The 16,383-nt window shown below is 38.5% G+C and carries 15 protein-coding genes; 9 read left to right on the top strand and 6 right to left on the bottom strand.

Annotation, left to right across the window (positions count from 1 at the left end):
- Positions 1–49: 49 nt before the first annotated feature.
- Both ACYIAR_RS13060 and ACYIAR_RS13065 read right to left on the bottom strand, forming a co-directional pair.
- Positions 50–976 (bottom strand): LysR substrate-binding domain-containing protein, encoded by a 927-nt coding sequence (locus tag ACYIAR_RS13060; protein WP_480330058.1) that lies wholly within the window; start codon positions 974–976, stop codon positions 50–52.
- 163 nt (positions 977–1,139) lie between these two features.
- Positions 1,140–1,526, bottom strand: coding sequence for a DUF3276 family protein (locus tag ACYIAR_RS13065; RefSeq protein WP_480330060.1), 387 nt, complete (start codon positions 1,524–1,526; stop codon positions 1,140–1,142).
- A gap of 208 nt (positions 1,527–1,734) precedes the next feature.
- On the opposite strand from ACYIAR_RS13065, the gene ACYIAR_RS13070 reads away from it, so the two are divergent.
- The 4 genes from ACYIAR_RS13070 to ACYIAR_RS13085 all read left to right on the top strand — a co-directional run bounded on the left by ACYIAR_RS13070 (position 1,735) and on the right by ACYIAR_RS13085 (position 5,529).
- Positions 1,735–2,364 carry a bifunctional nuclease family protein gene (locus ACYIAR_RS13070; protein WP_480330061.1) on the top strand — a complete coding sequence of 210 codons (630 nt, stop codon included), beginning with the start codon at positions 1,735–1,737 and terminating at the stop codon, positions 2,362–2,364.
- A 5-nt stretch (positions 2,365–2,369) separates the two neighbouring features.
- Positions 2,370–3,653, top strand: a complete 1,284-nt coding sequence (locus ACYIAR_RS13075) for a NupC/NupG family nucleoside CNT transporter (protein WP_480330063.1) — start codon at positions 2,370–2,372, stop codon at positions 3,651–3,653.
- 295 nt (positions 3,654–3,948) lie between these two features.
- Positions 3,949–4,644, top strand: a complete 696-nt coding sequence (locus ACYIAR_RS13080) for a 16S rRNA (uracil(1498)-N(3))-methyltransferase (protein ID WP_480330065.1) — start codon at positions 3,949–3,951, stop codon at positions 4,642–4,644.
- A gap of 81 nt (positions 4,645–4,725) precedes the next feature.
- The gene (locus tag ACYIAR_RS13085) at positions 4,726–5,529 is read left to right on the top strand and encodes an alpha/beta hydrolase (protein WP_480330067.1); all 804 of its coding nucleotides are present in this window, start codon (positions 4,726–4,728) and stop codon (positions 5,527–5,529) included.
- A gap of 96 nt (positions 5,530–5,625) precedes the next feature.
- Here ACYIAR_RS13085 and ACYIAR_RS13090 read toward each other — a convergent pair whose 3' ends face one another.
- The 4 genes from ACYIAR_RS13090 to ACYIAR_RS13105 form a co-directional block, all read right to left on the bottom strand.
- Positions 5,626–5,943, bottom strand: a complete 318-nt coding sequence (locus ACYIAR_RS13090; protein WP_480330069.1) for a hypothetical protein — start codon at positions 5,941–5,943, stop codon at positions 5,626–5,628.
- 251 nt (positions 5,944–6,194) lie between these two features.
- The gene (locus tag ACYIAR_RS13095; protein WP_480330071.1) at positions 6,195–6,635 is read right to left on the bottom strand and encodes a DUF695 domain-containing protein; all 441 of its coding nucleotides are present in this window, start codon (positions 6,633–6,635) and stop codon (positions 6,195–6,197) included.
- Between the two features lie 24 nt (positions 6,636–6,659).
- Positions 6,660–7,379 carry an SMI1/KNR4 family protein gene (locus tag ACYIAR_RS13100; protein WP_480330073.1) on the bottom strand — a complete coding sequence of 240 codons (720 nt, stop codon included), beginning with the start codon at positions 7,377–7,379 and terminating at the stop codon, positions 6,660–6,662.
- A 64-nt stretch (positions 7,380–7,443) separates the two neighbouring features.
- Entirely contained in the window at positions 7,444–8,337 is an 894-nt protein-coding gene (locus ACYIAR_RS13105; RefSeq protein ID WP_480330075.1) for an AraC family transcriptional regulator, read from the bottom strand.
- 91 nt (positions 8,338–8,428) lie between these two features.
- On the opposite strand from ACYIAR_RS13105, the gene ACYIAR_RS13110 reads away from it, so the two are divergent.
- The 5 genes from ACYIAR_RS13110 to ACYIAR_RS13130 all read left to right on the top strand — a co-directional run bounded on the left by ACYIAR_RS13110 (position 8,429) and on the right by ACYIAR_RS13130 (position 16,314).
- Positions 8,429–9,730 (top strand): amylo-alpha-1,6-glucosidase, encoded by a 1,302-nt coding sequence (locus tag ACYIAR_RS13110; protein WP_480330077.1) that lies wholly within the window; start codon positions 8,429–8,431, stop codon positions 9,728–9,730.
- 131 nt (positions 9,731–9,861) lie between these two features.
- Positions 9,862–11,601: a class I mannose-6-phosphate isomerase gene (locus ACYIAR_RS13115; protein ID WP_480330079.1), complete on the top strand. Its 1,740-nt coding sequence runs from the start codon at positions 9,862–9,864 to the stop codon at positions 11,599–11,601.
- Entirely contained in the window at positions 11,598–12,695 is a 1,098-nt protein-coding gene (locus tag ACYIAR_RS13120) for an ROK family protein (RefSeq protein ID WP_480330081.1), read from the top strand. Before ACYIAR_RS13115 ends, ACYIAR_RS13120 begins: the two co-directional genes overlap by 4 nt.
- 96 nt (positions 12,696–12,791) lie before the next feature.
- Positions 12,792–15,149: a GH92 family glycosyl hydrolase gene (locus ACYIAR_RS13125; protein ID WP_480330083.1), complete on the top strand. Its 2,358-nt coding sequence runs from the start codon at positions 12,792–12,794 to the stop codon at positions 15,147–15,149.
- 28 nt (positions 15,150–15,177) lie between these two features.
- Positions 15,178–16,314, top strand: coding sequence for an MFS transporter (locus ACYIAR_RS13130; protein ID WP_480330085.1), 1,137 nt, complete (start codon positions 15,178–15,180; stop codon positions 16,312–16,314).
- Positions 16,315–16,383: the final 69 nt, after the last annotated feature.

Consider the following 16,383-nt stretch of genomic DNA (forward strand, 5'->3'; position numbering starts at 1 on the left):
CGATATTTTTTTAAAACCAAATATTTTTACGAAAAAAGATAGGAAAAAGTTACACTGCCTTTTGTCCGGCCTGTAACGACAGCATTTCTTTTGGTACGGAATTGCGTATGTTTTCTACCAAAATACGTGCTATACTGAAGCGCACAAAGTCTTTCCTGTTTATGAATACAATTTCACGAGTAGGCTTTGGAATAGCAAAAGGTCTGACCAATTCCTTCTGCTTCTCGCTAAGCTGTGCCACTGCAAGTTGGGGAATAAAAGTCATGCCATTTCCGTTTTCAACCATTCGCATGAAAGTTTCGAGGCTTCCTAGTCTGTAAGCTGCCTGATTGATTTTTACTTTTTCACGCTGGCAGAATCTTACAAGCTGATCGCGGAAGCAATGTCCTTCGTCGAGGAGCCATAGCCTTTCGTCGTTGATATCAGCAGTCTTTATAATTTGCTGTTCAAATATTGGCTCTTCTCTTGAAATATATCCGAAAAATTCCTCGAAATATAGAGTCGTCCCGTCGAGAGTAGGATCATCTGGCTGGTTTGCAATTATTGCAGCATCGATTTCTCCTTGTTTTATGGCTGCCATAGTAGGAGCTGTTTGCATTTCAAGAATTCGGAGATCCAGTTCCGGATATTGTTGTTGTATTTTATGCATTATGCGGGGAAGCAGGTAAGGAGCAATAGTAGGTAACACTGCAAGGCGGAATGTTCCGCTGATTTGTTCTTCCTCTTCTTTTACGATATCTTTTATTTTGGAAACCTGCTGCAAAACTGTTCTTGCCTGCTGCAAAACTTTTTTTCCGGTTGGCGTTGGCTTGATTGGCTGTGATGAACGATCAAATATTTTCACTTCAAGCTCATCTTCCAATTTCTGAATCATTGTGCTCAATGTAGGCTGAGTCACTCTGCAATGCTCGGCAGCCTTGGCAAAATGTTTATAATTCTCTACGGCTAGGATATATTCCAGTTGTTGTATGTTCATGGATTTATTATTCTTTGTTGATTAACAAAGGTATTGTTTTTACTTAAGTTTCGCAAGCTAAACATTATTGGAATTACTGGCAGGTTTGCTAATAAAAAAGACAATGCATCAAAGTTGATTATGACACATTGCCTTTAGCAAATAAATTTCTTACTTAAGATTATTAAAAATCAATATCCAGTTTTATTGGATTATCATTGGAAGTGTTTTCTATCTCTCTTTCTTCTGGCTCATAATAATCCTCTTCGTCTTGGCGTCTGTAAGGATTATTGGATCTGATGTAGTTTATTACTTCTTCCATCCCATCCATAAATTTTATAAAATCTTCTTTGTATAAGAAAATTTTATGTTTTTCGAAAGAAATAGGACCGTTTCCACTTCCACTCTTAGGCTGGATTTTCTTACTTTCTGTTATCGCAAGAAAAAGGTCGTTTTTTAGATTCTTTTTTACATCCAAGTAATAAATCCTCTTACCAGCTTTTATGGCTTTAGAATATATAATTTCCTTATCGCCATTTTCAACATGAACTTTTCTTTCAGATTCTTCCATGACAGTATATTCGGTTAATATTACACTTACAACCCCAAATTTGTAAAATTTATTTTAATATACCAACATTTTAAAACAGTTTTTCTGAAAAAAAAGATTTTTTGCTGCATTGAAAGTGTATTTTTATTAGATTTGTTCAGGAAATTAGTATATGACTTTTATAACAGAGATGCTAATTTCTTTTTTAATTTATTAAAAACTTGAACTCGTGGAAAAAAAGATAAAATTAAGGGTGCAAGGACTCACCAATAGCCAGATTCACTCAAGCGCCTATGCTTTGGTTCTTGCAGAAGAAAACGGAAACCGCCGTATTCCGGTAATTGTTGGAACTGCCGAAGCTCAGTCTATAGCAATAGCAATTGAGCGTATAATGACTCCTCGTCCACTCACTCATGACCTTTTTGTTTCGTTTTCTCATGCTTTTGCTATCGAACTAAAGGAAGTACTTATATATAAGTTTCTTGACGGTGTGTTTTATTCGGAAATGTTGTTCTCGAATGGAACAGATGAAGTGCGTATTGACTCCAGGACTTCTGATGCTATAGCAATTGCTCTTCGCGTAAACTGTGATATTTATATTTATGAGAATATAATGGAAGAGTGTGGTGTGGAATTGGAAAATGTCAAAGACAATGTGTATGAAGAAGAGGCTGATGATGACTCAAAAAATATTCTAGACCTTGAGCCGGAGGATATTGACGATCCGGCTTTGCTTAAACAATGGCTTTCGGTTCTTTCGGTTGAGGACTTACAGGAGCGTCTGGAACTTGCCGTTGAAACAGAAAACTATGAATATGCCAAAATGTATCAGGAAGAGTTGAACCGCAGAAAATTATGATATTTATGGAAATACTAAGAGGAATTGTCGGGATATTTTTTGTAGTCTTGATTGCCTATTTGTTCAGTTCGGACAGGAAGCGAATTGACTGGAAACTAGTCGGAGGAGGATTGTTCCTTCAGTTTGCCTTTGCTCTGGCTATATTGCACGTGCCTTTTATCGGGGTATTTTTCCAGTATTTGGGAAAAGCATTCATTAAGTTGATGGACTTCACTGGTGACGGTTTGTCTTTTCTTTTGGGCCCGTATGCCTCAAAAGCTAACGGATTCAGTTTTCTTCTCCACTCATTGCCAATTGTCGTTTTCTTCTCGGCTTTGGTTTCCTTGTTCTATCATTGGGGAATCATACAGCGTATTGTTGGTGCAATGGCATGGTGTCTCAGAAAGTTTATGAATATTTCTGGGGCAGAAGGGCTTGTTGTTTCAGGAAATATATTTTTGGGTATGACAGAATCACCAGTCTTAATTAAGAACTATTTGCCTTCGATGAATAAGTCTGAGATTTTCCTTGTTATGGTTGCCGGAATGTCAACAATTGCAGGTTCTGTGATGGGCTCGTATGTCAGCCTTTTGGGAAATGGCGATCCTGCAGCTCAGCTTTTGTTTGCCAAACATTTGCTTTCTGCTTCAGTTATGGCTGTTCCTGGTTCTATAGCGATAGCCAAAATAATGTGTCCTCAGACTGAAAAAGTCATCGACAGTGAAAATAAGTCTATTGAGCAAAACTCTTCAGATAATATCTTGAGTGTTATAGCTTCGGGAACGCAGACAGGTGTGAAACTTATGGTGAACATTGCAGCAATGCTTCTTGTGTTTATAGCTCTTGTTGCTCTTGTAAATTTCATTATGTGTGATATTATAGGAAAATACACAGGCTTGAATGACTGGATAGTTGAGTTCTCAGATGGCAGAGCTAATGGCCTTACATTCCAGTTTATCTTGGGTGTTATAACTGCTCCTTTAATGTGGCTTATCGGTGTGCCTTACGAGGACATGATGATTGTTGGTTCACTGTTGGGACAGAAAACAATTTTGAATGAATTTGTAGCTTATATGCAGATGCAGCAATGGCGTGAAGCTGGAATATTCGTTTATGAAAAGTCTGTAATAATGTCAACATATCTGCTTTGTGGTTTTGCAAATATTTCTTCTATTGGAATCCTGCTTGGTGGTCTGGGCGTTTTGGCTCCGGAAAAGAAAGGACTTATCAGCCGGATGGGTGTGAAATCCATGATTGCAGGAATGATGGTTGCAATACTTTCAGCTACAATTATAGGAATGATTCTTTAGGCATAAATATTGTTTCACATTATCATATTAATCAAGTTTCGCAGGAAAACAGGTTGACAAGAGTTTTTCATCCGGATGAAAAAAAAGTTTCATATATTGTGAAAAAACTTTTTCATACCCATGAAAAAAGTTTTCCAAGCTGTAAAAATCTTGTGAAAATGCAAATGATTGATATACAAGGATAAGGCTATATTGCTATTTGTGTGGAATTGTGAAGGTATACAAATTGCTGAGTATGTGACAATATTCCATATTCATTTAATAATGATTTAAACAGTAAAATTATAGATATACGATGCAAATATTTTATACTCCTGATATTGATATTAAGCAGGAACTGACAGAAGAGGAGTCCGGTCATTGTGTCCGAGTGCTACGACTCAAGGAAGGAGATGAGATACTTCTGACGGACGGAAAAGGCTTTTTCTATAAAGCAACAATTACAAATGCTCATCCAAAGCATTGTGAATTCGAAATCATTGAAACAATCAAACAGGAAGCTTTATGGCCTTTCTATTTACATATAGCTGTGGCTCCAACCAAGAATATGGACCGCATGGAATGGTTTGCCGAAAAAGCTACGGAAATCGGTATTGATGCCATAACTTGTCTGAACTGCCGATTTTCCGAACGTAAAGAGGTGAAGACTGCAAGATTGGAAAAGATTCTGGTAAGTGCGATGAAGCAATCTCAAAAATCTACATTGCCGGTGCTGACCGGAATGACAGATTTCAAGAAATTCGTTCAGCAACCTTTTGACGGTCGTAAGTTTATTGCCCATTGTGAAGAAGGAGAGAAACTTCTTCTTAAAGATACATATAAACCGGGCGAAAATGCTCTTGTGCTGATTGGTCCTGAAGGTGATTTCAGTCCGGAGGAAATAAAACTAGCCATTGAAAATGGTTTTGAACCGATTTCTTTAGGAAAGAGTAGATTGCGTACGGAGACGGCGGCGCTGGTGGCTTGTCATACGTTGCAGGTGTTGAATTGAGTAGTTAAGTAGTCAAGTAGTTATTGGTTGTTTTATCCTCCTTGACTTCTTAACTCCTTAACTCCTAAAAAATATATTTCTATGCGTAAAATTTTATTTTCAGCTTTCTTCGCCATTATGGCTTTTGCTTCCGAAGCGGCAAAAGTGGATACAGTTATGGTGAGAAGCAATACGATGAACAAAGATGTACAGACAGTGATTATTGCTCCGGATAAAGCTGCGGATGAGAAATGTCCTGTAGTGTATTTGCTGCATGGATATGGTGGTGATGCCAAAACATGGATTGTAATCAAACCGGAATTACCGGAAATAGCGGATGAGAAAGGAATTATCTTTGTTTGTCCTGACGGCAAGAACACTTGGTATTGGGACAGTCCGAAGAATAAGGACGTGAGATATGAAACTTTCATCTCAAATGAACTTGTTTCATATGTGGACTCGCACTATAATACTATTGCTGACAGAAAAGGCCGTGCAATTACTGGATTGAGTATGGGTGGACATGGAGCTATGTGGAATGCCATCCGTCATACAGATGTGTTTTCAGCAGCAGGAACAACCAGTGGCGGAATGGATATTCGTCCGTTCCCGAAGAATTGGGAAATGAGCATTCAGCTTGGTGAATTGTCGGAAAACAAGGAAATATGGGATAATCATACGGTTATAAATCTTGTTCCAACTATGAAGCCAGGCAGACTTGCGATTATTATGGATTGTGGTGAGAGTGATTTCTTCCTCGAAGTGAACAAAAACTTGCATGAAGCATTCCTGAAGCAAGGAATTGAGCATGACTTTATCACTCGTCCCGGTGAGCATAATTCTAAATATTGGAACAATTCAATAGATTATCAGATTCTGTTTTTCCAAAAACATTTTACGAAATAAAAAAAGTGCCACCCGCTATAGTCTCACGACTTTACGGGTGGCTGTTAACTTATAAGGATAAACTTGTTATGAATGAGTATGGTTAATTTGTATTTATTATTCAGCAAATTCACCGTTCTCGTTAATAATGATTACAATTTCACCACTATCAACTGTTTTTACGGTTACTTTATAGATTTTGCCATCTTCTGTTTCCTTAACAAAAGCTTCTGTAATTTCTGATTCTGAGAATTTTTCAGTCACAGCACCGGTCACAGCTGCCGGAACATCCTTTAGTTCAATCTTTGTAAAATCGTCCTGTTGGATAGTCATAGTTATGTTACTATCTGTAGGCATTACGTTTTCAACTGCGAACAAATTGGCAGAAGCCATTGCTGTAAACATCATCACTGATAAAAATGCTAACTTTTTCATACTTGAAAATTTTAATAGGTCAATTTTGTGTTTTTTGTTTCTGAAGCTCTTGCTTCTGATAACTATAGTGCAAGAGTTATGCCAAATTATAATAGGTTTTAGTAAATGATTGAAAGATAGCAGATATATGAATAATGAGTGTAAAAGAGTGGTAGAATTTGGATTGTGGACAAAGTTCTCACTTGTGGAAAAGCTCACCGGATATCTCGGTGAATTTCCACATAGATATCCGGTGGCACTATGGTGCTTTTTCAGTCAACAGCCCATTCTTTCATTTCATACATGTCTTTGTATTCTTCCCAATCGTTGTCTACTTCCGTGTAAATAGAAATTGGCAAAAGTTCGAATGAGGAAAGGGCTTCGTTCAGTCTTTCTCCAAATACGCGGACAGTTCTGGTGTAGAAAACCCATACTTTTTCATTTCCTCCGGTGTAAATGCTGGTCATAATGGCAAGTTTGTCTTTTTTCTCCATTGCTTTACGCAAAGTTTCTTCAACAGATTCCATGAGTTCGCCTACAGATTCCGAAGGCATGCCTTTTTCGTCGCCATCGTATTTCCAAGTTATTTCAACTCGTTCCTTATATTTTCCGGTTTGGATAAACTCGTCAAGTTCATCTCTTCCGCTGATAGTTATAATTTGCCCTTCCTCATTTTGGGAAAGAGCGGTGAACCAAACGTCTGATAATTTCATATATATGTTATCTCCTTTCCTAGATTATTCTTCATCGCCCATATACTGGAACGTATTATATAAATTATTGTACTTGATTTCAGCTTTCATTAACTTGTAATACTCATCCTGAGTGAGCAGACCTTTACATGTCATAGTTTCCTTGTCATTTACAGGGCAACTGTATGTGAAAGGCTTGCGTTTATATATATCTTCAAGTATTTCCTGGCGGTGCTTGTTCAGATACTTTTTGTGGGAATTGAATTGAGCAACCAAATCTTCATATTCTGTTTTTTCATCTCTTTCTTCAGGAATATAAGGATTCACAACTGCTTCCATCAATGAAATGAAGATGAAATCGTCCAGATTCTTTGCCAGATAAGTAGCGTCAATCTCATCATGCGGAGCCAGAACAACAGGAATGTCTTTTCCTTTTTTTTCGTTCAGGCAGAAACAATACAAATCTCCGGAACCATTCTGACCGAACGGAACAAGTTTTATTTCTGAAGGAATTTTTCTGTAATCATTTGGGTCAGCCATCTTTTTCATTTCTGCGTCAACATCTTCAGCATATAATATTTCAAAGTCACAGTTGAAAAGTAGCAATGGCGGATTCTTCCGGATTTTTGGATACTCAGTTTCAAACCAGTTTTCTGTATATTCGCCGGCAAACAGCATACCGTCGGCACATAATTGTCTGAACAGTTCAAGATATTTGAAGCCGAAAGTCTTTTCTATTTTCTCAAGTTCTGGGATATTTCTCATTTTTCTGACAGTTTGTATGGTTGTTATTATAATGCAAATTAAGTATTTTTTCTGTTTTAAGCAATTAGCTCGTACCAATTTCCTTCTTCCTGTATGCTGAAGGAGACATGCCCATTATCTTTGTGAATAATCGGGAGAAATAGGCAGGTTCTTCAAAACCAAGAATCATTGCTATTTCATTTAGTTTCATGTCTGTAAGCTCTATATACTGACAAGCTTTCTGTATTTTCAGACGCAGGAAATAACTTATCGGTGAAACACCTGTTTCTTTTTGGAAAAGCATAGATAAATGCGAAGGAGAATATCTGAAATAAGACGACAATTGTTCAAGGCTTAAATTATGTTGTATATTCTCTTGCATATAATGAATAACTTTTGCCGAGAAAGACAAATGCTGTTCCGGAGATGACGCAAATGACCTGTATTGCTCCAGCAGAACAAAAGATGATAAGAAAGCATAAAGATTCAGTGAGGAATACATCATATATTCCTTTATATAGCCCATGGAGAAACAACGGTAAATTTCCTCAAACATCTGTAGTCTTTCTTGTACTCTGGAGTTATCTGATGGTGAAATTTCCTTCGGCTTAGCTGATGCCGGAGCAAAGTATTTACTTAGCTTACCTTTGAAATGTAGCCAATATATGCTCCAGGGCTCATCATTGTCTGCTCCGAATGAGTATGGCACACCTTCCGGAATAATAATATATTCATTTTTTCTTACCGGATATGTTTTGTCATTTATTTTATACCAGCCTTCTCCATCAATACAGTATATAAGCATTGAGTAATCACATCCTTGTTCTTTTTGGACATAGTGATATTTTACATGCGGGAAGAAGCCTATTTTACGTATATAGAGATTCCCGATGATTGGATCTTTGCTATATTTTGCTAACAAATCGTCAGGCAAAGAAATAAAGCGTTCCCCTTTGAATCCTTCTTTTATTTTTGCCATCGCTAAATCGTAAGATTGTGTAAGTAAATAAAAACAAAGGTATAATTTCCTTTGATAATGAAGCTATACCTTTGCCGTAAAAAATAATAATATGAGAAAAATGAAGTATTTTGTATCTGGAGCTTTGTCTCTAATGTTGCTGTCGTGTTCACAGCCTTCTGCAGAAAAAATGCTGGCAGAAAAGATTCAGAAAGATATTACATTGCATCAGGTTGACAGTATGGCACGTGCCGTAATAGGTCAGGGACTGAATGCCGGAAGCGGTTATTCTCAGATTTGGGCAAGGGATATGAATACATTCATTGAAGTGGCATGCGAGGAAACTGACCATCAGGTGTTACGTCAGGCAATAGTGTTGTTTTTTGCTCTTCAGCAGCCAAATGATGAAATGATTGACGGTTACGTTTTGAAACCGGAATTTACATGGTATGATGATACTCCATATTATTCTGATGCTGCGCCAGATCATGTAGCTTTCAAGAATACAGTTGAGACAGACCAGGAAACATCATTGATACAGATTGTTGGAAAATATATCCGCAAAACAGGAGATAAATCCATTTTGAGTGAAAATGTTGCCGGACGTACAGTGCTTGAGCGTATGGACGATATGGTGGATTATCTTATGCGTGAACGTTATTCAGAGAAATATGGATTGATTTATGGCGCAATGACTGCCGATTGGGGTGATGTTCAGCCAGGAACTGGTTTTGCTTGCGATATAAATGACAAATCATATATGGCTATTGATGTTTATGACAATGCCATGTTTATAATAGCATTGGATTATCTTCAGGAAATGACTGACGATAAGGTTTTGTTGGAAAAATGGAAGAATCTTCGTGACAGAATAGCTGAAAATTCAAGAAAATATTTGTGGGACAGCGAACATCAGAAATTCATTCCTCATATTTATTTGGATAAAACTCCTGATTTTGGTGATTTCGATGAAAACCAGGTTCATTATCATGGAGGAACAGCTGTTGCAATAGAAGCCGGTTTGCTTACTAAAGAAGAAATAAAGGCTGTAAATGCTCAGATGCTTGAAAATGTCCGCCTTTCAGGAATGCCAAGTATAGGTCTTACTCTTTATCCTACTTATCCGGAAGGTTTCTTCGGTGGAGGAATGGCTGAGGCTTATAATTATCAGAATGGCGGGGACTGGACTTGGTTCGGTGGAAGAATGATTCAGCAACTTATTGCAAATGGAATGGTTGAAGAAGCCTATGACGAAGTTCGTCCGATGATTGACCGCGTAATAAAGAACAATGGTTTCTACGAATGGTATGGTAAAGGTGGCGTACCAAGTGGAAGCGGTCATTTCAAAGGTTCTGCCGGTGTGCTTGCCAAAGCAATTGAAATGTTTAATGATTGGGCTGAAAAGCAGAAATAATAAGAATAGAAGTTGAGGAGTCAAGAAGTCAAGGAGTCAAGAATTAATTCCCCGCTTTCTGTAACCTTCTCTCTTCGTCACCTTATAAACTTAAAAACTTATAAACTTAAAAACTCAAAAACTAAAAACATATGCGTAAAAGCAATTATGATAAATTTCCTGCAACCAATGTTGCTGGTTTTTTGTGGAAAGGATGGGAATCAATTTGCTCTGAGTTGAAAAAAGCTTGCAACAAAGAGAAGTTCGTTGTAGTGATTGAATGCTATCAGGGTGTTTATCACGAAGAATTGAAGAAAGGCTTTGCCGGCTTGCAGGCAGATTTGTGGATTGACACACAAAACTTGTTCAAATCAGTTTCGGAAATCGAGAAGATGACTTATCCGTACACAACTGACGACCGTTTGTTCGGTTTCCGTGCAAATTTCTCTTTTGCAGATTTCCTAGATGCGGATAAATTAGCAGAAGCAAAGAAACAGGTTGCTGAATCAAAAGCTCTGACAGTAATTTATGGTCATGGTGCTGCATTGGTTGCACCAGATGCTGATTTGATTGTTTATGTGGATATGGCACGTTGGGAAATCCAGATGCGTTCTCGCCGTCATGAAATAAATGGTCTTGGCGTTGAGAATAGTGCAGAAGGAGCTTCATATCACTATAAGCGCGGTTATTTTGTTGACTGGATTGTATGTGATAAACTTAAGAAACAATTGTTGCCTAAAGCTGATTATTGGTTGGATACACATATCGCAGGTCAGCCTAAAATGATAACAGGTGAAACTTTGCGTGAAGGTTTGAACATCACAGCACATAAGCCATTCCGTGTAGTTCCTTTCTTTGACCCGGCTCCTTGGGGCGGACAATGGATGAAATCAGTCTGTGGTCTTGATCCTAAAGAAGACAATTACGGATGGTGTTTCGACTGTGTTCCTGAAGAAAATAGCTTATATTTTAAAATAGAGGGAGAATTATTTGAAATGCCGTCTAATAATCTCGTGTTCTTTAAGACACGGGATTTACTTGGCGGTCCTGTTGAATCTCGTTTTGGCCAGGATTTCCCTATTCGATTCGATTTCCTTGATACAATTGGGGGCGGAAACCTTAGTTTGCAGGTTCACCCGACTACACAGTATATCCGTGATACATTCGGTATCTATTATACTCAGGATGAAAGCTACTATTTGCTTGATGCGGAAGAAGGTGCTACAGTGTTCCTTGGTCTGAAAACCGGAGTTAATCCTAAGGAAATGATTGACGCTTTGAATGAATCTCAGGAAACAGGAAAACCTTTCGATGCAGGAAAATATGTAAATCAATGGCCGGCTAAAAAGCATGACCACTATTTGATTCCTAACGGAACTATCCACTGTTCCGGAGCTGGAGCAATGGTGTTGGAAATCAGTGCTACTCCAAGTATATTTACATTCAAACTTTGGGACTGGGGCCGATTGGGACTTGATGGCCTGCCTCGCCCTATCAATATCGGTCATGGTTCTCATGTAATACAGTGGGAACGTCAGACCGACTTCGTGCGTGAAAACCTTGTGAACTGTATTCAGCCGATAGCGCAAGGTGAAGGTTGGAGAGAAGAACGTACCGGATTGCACGAAAACGAATTTATTGAAACACGCCGTCACTGGTTTACTGCTCCTGTTACTCATAATACGGATAATGGAGTTCAGGTGTTCAATCTTATTGAAGGAGAAGAAGCTATCGTGGAAAGTCCTACCGGTGTATTTGAACCGTTTGTTGTTCATTATGCTGAAACATTCATCATTCCTGCTTCTGTTGGTGAATATACAATACGCCCTTATGGCGCTTCTGAAGGAAAAGAATGCGGAACAATCAAGGCTTACGTTAGATTCAGAAAATGATGAAGAATTGTGAAAAAATAGTTTTGACGTTGGATGCCGGCGGAACCAATCTCGTTTTCTCAGCCATTAGAAATGGCGAGGAGATTGTTTCTCCGGTGACAATTCCAACTGTTACTGATGATTTGGATGCCTGTCTTCAAACAGTGAAGACAGGCTTTGAGACTATATGTTCAAAGCTTACCGAATCTCCGTCGGCAATTAGTTTTGCTTTTCCTGGTCCGGCTGATTATGAAGCAGGAATAATTGGAGACTTACCTAATTTCCCCGCATTTCGTGGTGGCGTGGCTTTAGGTCCGTTTCTTGAGAAACACTTCGGAATACCTGTTTTTATAAATAATGATGGAAACTTATTTGCTTATGGTGAAGCAATCGCTGGTTTGTTGCCGGAAATAAATGCCAAACTGGAAGCTAATGGAAATCCTAAGCGATATAAGAATCTTATAGGTGTCACTCTTGGTACAGGTTTTGGAGGAGGAGTTGTCATCAATAATCAACTGTTGTTTGGTGACAATCAGATAGGTGGTTATTTATGGTGTATGCCTAATAAGAAATACGAAGGAATGATTGCAGAAGAGAGTGTTAGCATTCGTGCAATCAAACGTGTTTATTCGGAAAGATCCGGAGATAATACGGAATATACACCAAAAGATATTTATGATATAGCTGAAGGTCTTCGTCCTGGAAATAAGGAGGCAGCAATTACTGCATTTGAAGAACTAGGGGAAATGGCAGGTCATACTATTGCAGCCGCAGTAACTCTTATTGATGGCTTGGTAGTTATAGGAGGTGGTGTTTCAGGTGCTTCCAAATATATAATGCCAGCTCTTATGAAGGAGCTAAGGTCAGAAACCGGAATGATGAGTGGTGTTCGTTTCAATCGTATACAGTCTGAGGTGTATTGTCTGGATAATCAGGCAGAGCTTGATAAATTTCTGGAAAGTACAGTTTGTAAGGTGAACATTCCTGGAACTGAAGATAAAGTGGATTACCAGACTGTTAGACGAACAGGTGTGGCATTGTCACATAATGGGGCAAGCCGTTCTATAGCGTTAGGCGCATACTGGTTTGCCGTTAATCAACTGGAGAGAAAGTAATTCCCCTATTTGATTGTCCATTTATATTTTGTGGATAATAAAACTCAAAAACCTAAAAACTTAAAAACTTAAAAACTTAAAAACTTAAATTTTATAATGCTAAATAAATCCATCATATTAACTATAGCTTTGGGTTTCTCTTTGTTCTCATGTTCTGTTCAGAAGCAAGGAGAAGAAACAAAGCAGGAAGACTTGACACAATATGTTGAGCCAAGAATTGGAACAGCACATTGCCGCTGGTTCCACTTCACTCCTGGAGCAATGCCTTTCGGTTTGGCAAAACCAGCACCTTCAACAAACGGAAGTTTGGGAAATAACTCTGGTTGGGAAGCTACAGGATATGATTATAGAGATAATACAATTGAAGGTTTCCCTTGTTTGCACGAATTTCAGGTTGGCGGAATTGTTTTGATGCCTACAAGTGGAGATTTGGTGACAATTCCTGGATTGCCTACTGATTCGGTGAAGACAGGTTATCGTTCACATTTCGACAGAAGTAATGAAATTGCAACTGCAGGATATTATTCAGTTATTCTCGACGATTATAATATCAAGGCTGAACTTACAGCAACTCCGCGTGTTGCTTTCCAGAGATTTTCTTTCCCTAAAGGTGATTCAAATCATATCCTCTTTAATATTGGTAACCGTCAGGGTGAGAGCGGCGCAGTCAAAGATGCTTGTGTAACATATACTGCTGACGGACATGTTGAAGGCTGGGTTGTTACTATGCCTGAATATGTGAAGAAATATCAGCCGGGAGCAACAGTTCCTTTGTATTTCTCCGCAGTTATGGATAAAACTCCGGTTTCTTTCGGTTCATATAATGGTAACTCACAGAAAGAAGGCGAACGTGAAAGCAAGGGTGTTGGTGCTGGAATGTATTTCACATTCAGCAATGACAAAGATGAAACTGTTACTGCAAAAGTCGGTCTTTCTTATACTTCAGTTGAGAATGCCCGTTTGAATCTTGAAACTGAAGCCGCAAATCTTTCGTTTGATGATGCAAAAGCTGAATCTCATCGTGTTTGGGAAGATTATTTGAGCCGTATTACAGTTGAGACTTCAAAGAAAGAAGATAAAATCAAGTTCTACACCGGATTGTATCACGCTTTGCTAGGACGTGGTATGGCTAACGATGTGAATGGTGATTATCCTCGTAATGATGGTTCTGTCGGAAAATTGCCGATGGAAAACGGAAAGCCTTTGTATAATGTTTATAATACAGATGCTGCATGGGGCGCGCAATGGAATCTTTCCCAGTTGTGGATTCTTGCTTATCCGGAATATATGACTGAATATGTAAGTACTCATTTGCAGGCATATAAAGATGCGGGATGGCTTGCTGATGGTTTGGCAAACAACAGATATGTTTCTGGTGTGGGTACTAATCTTCTAAGTACAATAATTGCCGGAGCATATCAGTGTGGTATTCGTGACTTTGATACAAAGACTGCATATGAAGCTTGTCTGAAGAACGAACTTGACGGCGAAAACCGTCCTTTCGGAGCCGGAAAAGTGAATACTGCTGAATTTGTAAAATATGGTTACGTTCCTCATCTTGACCAGGGTGAAGGTCATCATGAAACTTTCATGTTCTCTGCATCACATACTTTGGAATATTCTTATAGTGCATGGGCTGTTGCTCAGTGGGCAAAAGAACTTGGTGACCAGGAACATTATGACAAACTTATGGATTTGTCAAAAGGTTGGGAACGCTTGTATGACACATCATGCAACTTTATCCGTCCTAAAAAGGCAGATGGAAAATTCATTGACAATTTCAATCCATTACAAGTTTGGCGAGGATTCCAGGAAGGTAACGCATGGCAATATACATTCTATGTTCCTCATGATGTAGAAGGACTTGTTTCAAAAGTCGGTGCAGACGAGTTTAACGCTCGACTTGATAGTATATTCACTGTTTCTCAGAAAAAGATATTCAGTGGTGGAACAGAAGTTGGTGCTTTTGCCGGTTTGCAGACATTATATAATCAGGGAAATCAGCCTTGCTTGCATATCTCATGGTTGTTTAATGAAGCCGGACGTCCGGATTTGACACAAAAATGGGTTCGTGCCATTCTGAATGAATTTTATGGTACTGACGGAATTCATGGATATGGTTATGGTCAGGATGAAGACCAGGGACAGCTTGGCGCATGGTATGTTATATCATCAATGGGATTGTTTGACGTGAAAGGTCTGACAGATTCAAATCCTTCATTCGGTTTGGGAGCCCCATTGTTTGATAAAATAACTATTCGCTTGAACGAAAAATATTATCCGGGTAAAGAGTTTGTTATAACTACTACAGGAAATACTGATGCTAACAATTATGTTCAGGAATATAAATTGAACGGAAAAACGTTGAATGGCGTACGTATTCCATTCTCTGATGTTGTGAAAGGCGGAAATCTTGAAGTAGTTATGGGGGCTGAACCAAAGTTTAAGTATTAAGTTGACTTTATATGATAATCTGATAGATATGAAAAATTCAATTTCCATAATGAAACTGCTCCCTATAATGTTCGGTTTCTTTGTGATGGGATTTGTCGATGTTGTGGGTATTGCGACAAACAATGTCAAGAGTGATTTTGCATTGTCTGATACATTGGCAAATCTTATCCCGATGATGGTTTTCCTTTGGTTTGCTGTTTTCTCTATACCAACAGGAATTGTTATGGGCAAGATAGGCAGAAGAAATACAGTTCTTCTGTCTATGGCTATCACTATTGTGGCAATGATTTTGCCGTTGCTTTATTATAGTTTTGCTTGTTTGCTTTTTTCCTTCGCGTTATTGGGAATAGGAAATACAATATTGCAAGTTTCCTTGAATCCGATGGTTGCAAAAGTAGTGTCAGCAGACAGAATAGCAAGTATTCTTACCATGGGGCAGTTTGTTAAGGCAATATCTTCCTTCTTGGGCCCGATTATTGCCGGTGCAGCAGCATCATATTTCGGTAGTTGGAAGTTGATATTCGTAGTTTATGCAGTAACAACTGTTTTGTCTGCGTTATGGCTTATGATGTCTGTTGAGGCAGACCATTCTGTAGAAGAAAAACCTGCTACTTTCGGCTCTGCATTGTCCTTATTCTCTGATAAGACAATATTATGGTTTTTTGTCGGAATTTTGGCTGTTGTAGGTATTGATGTTGGTTTGAATACATGCATTCCAAAATTATTGATGGAAAAAACAGGACTTGCTCTTAGTGAAGCTGGATTGGGAACAAGTTTGTATTTTGTTTCCAGAACTGCAGGAGCTTTTGCTGGAGCATTTTTGTTGGCTCGTATAGCCGGTAACCGTTTCTTGCGAATCTGTATGATTATTTCAGTTGTGGCATTTGTTGCAATGTTACTAGTCAGTGATTTGTGGGTATTGCTATTTTTGATAGTAGTTGTAGGTCTGGCATGTTCCAATGTATTTTCTATATTGTTTTCTTATGCATTACAACACAAACCTGAACAGGCAAACGAAGTATCAGCACTTATGATCATGGGTGTTTCCGGTGGGGCTTTAGTTATGCCTTTTATGGGAATACTATCTGATACTTTTGGTCAGACCGCAGGAATGATACCGTTGCTGGTATGTATGCTTTATTTGGGATATTTAAAGGTGAAATAAATTTCAGTTAACGAGTTAACAAGGAAACGAGTTGACAAGAGTGTCAACTTGTCAACTCAAAACTCGAAA

Source organism: Parabacteroides sp. KHUB-01 (assembly GCF_056640935.1).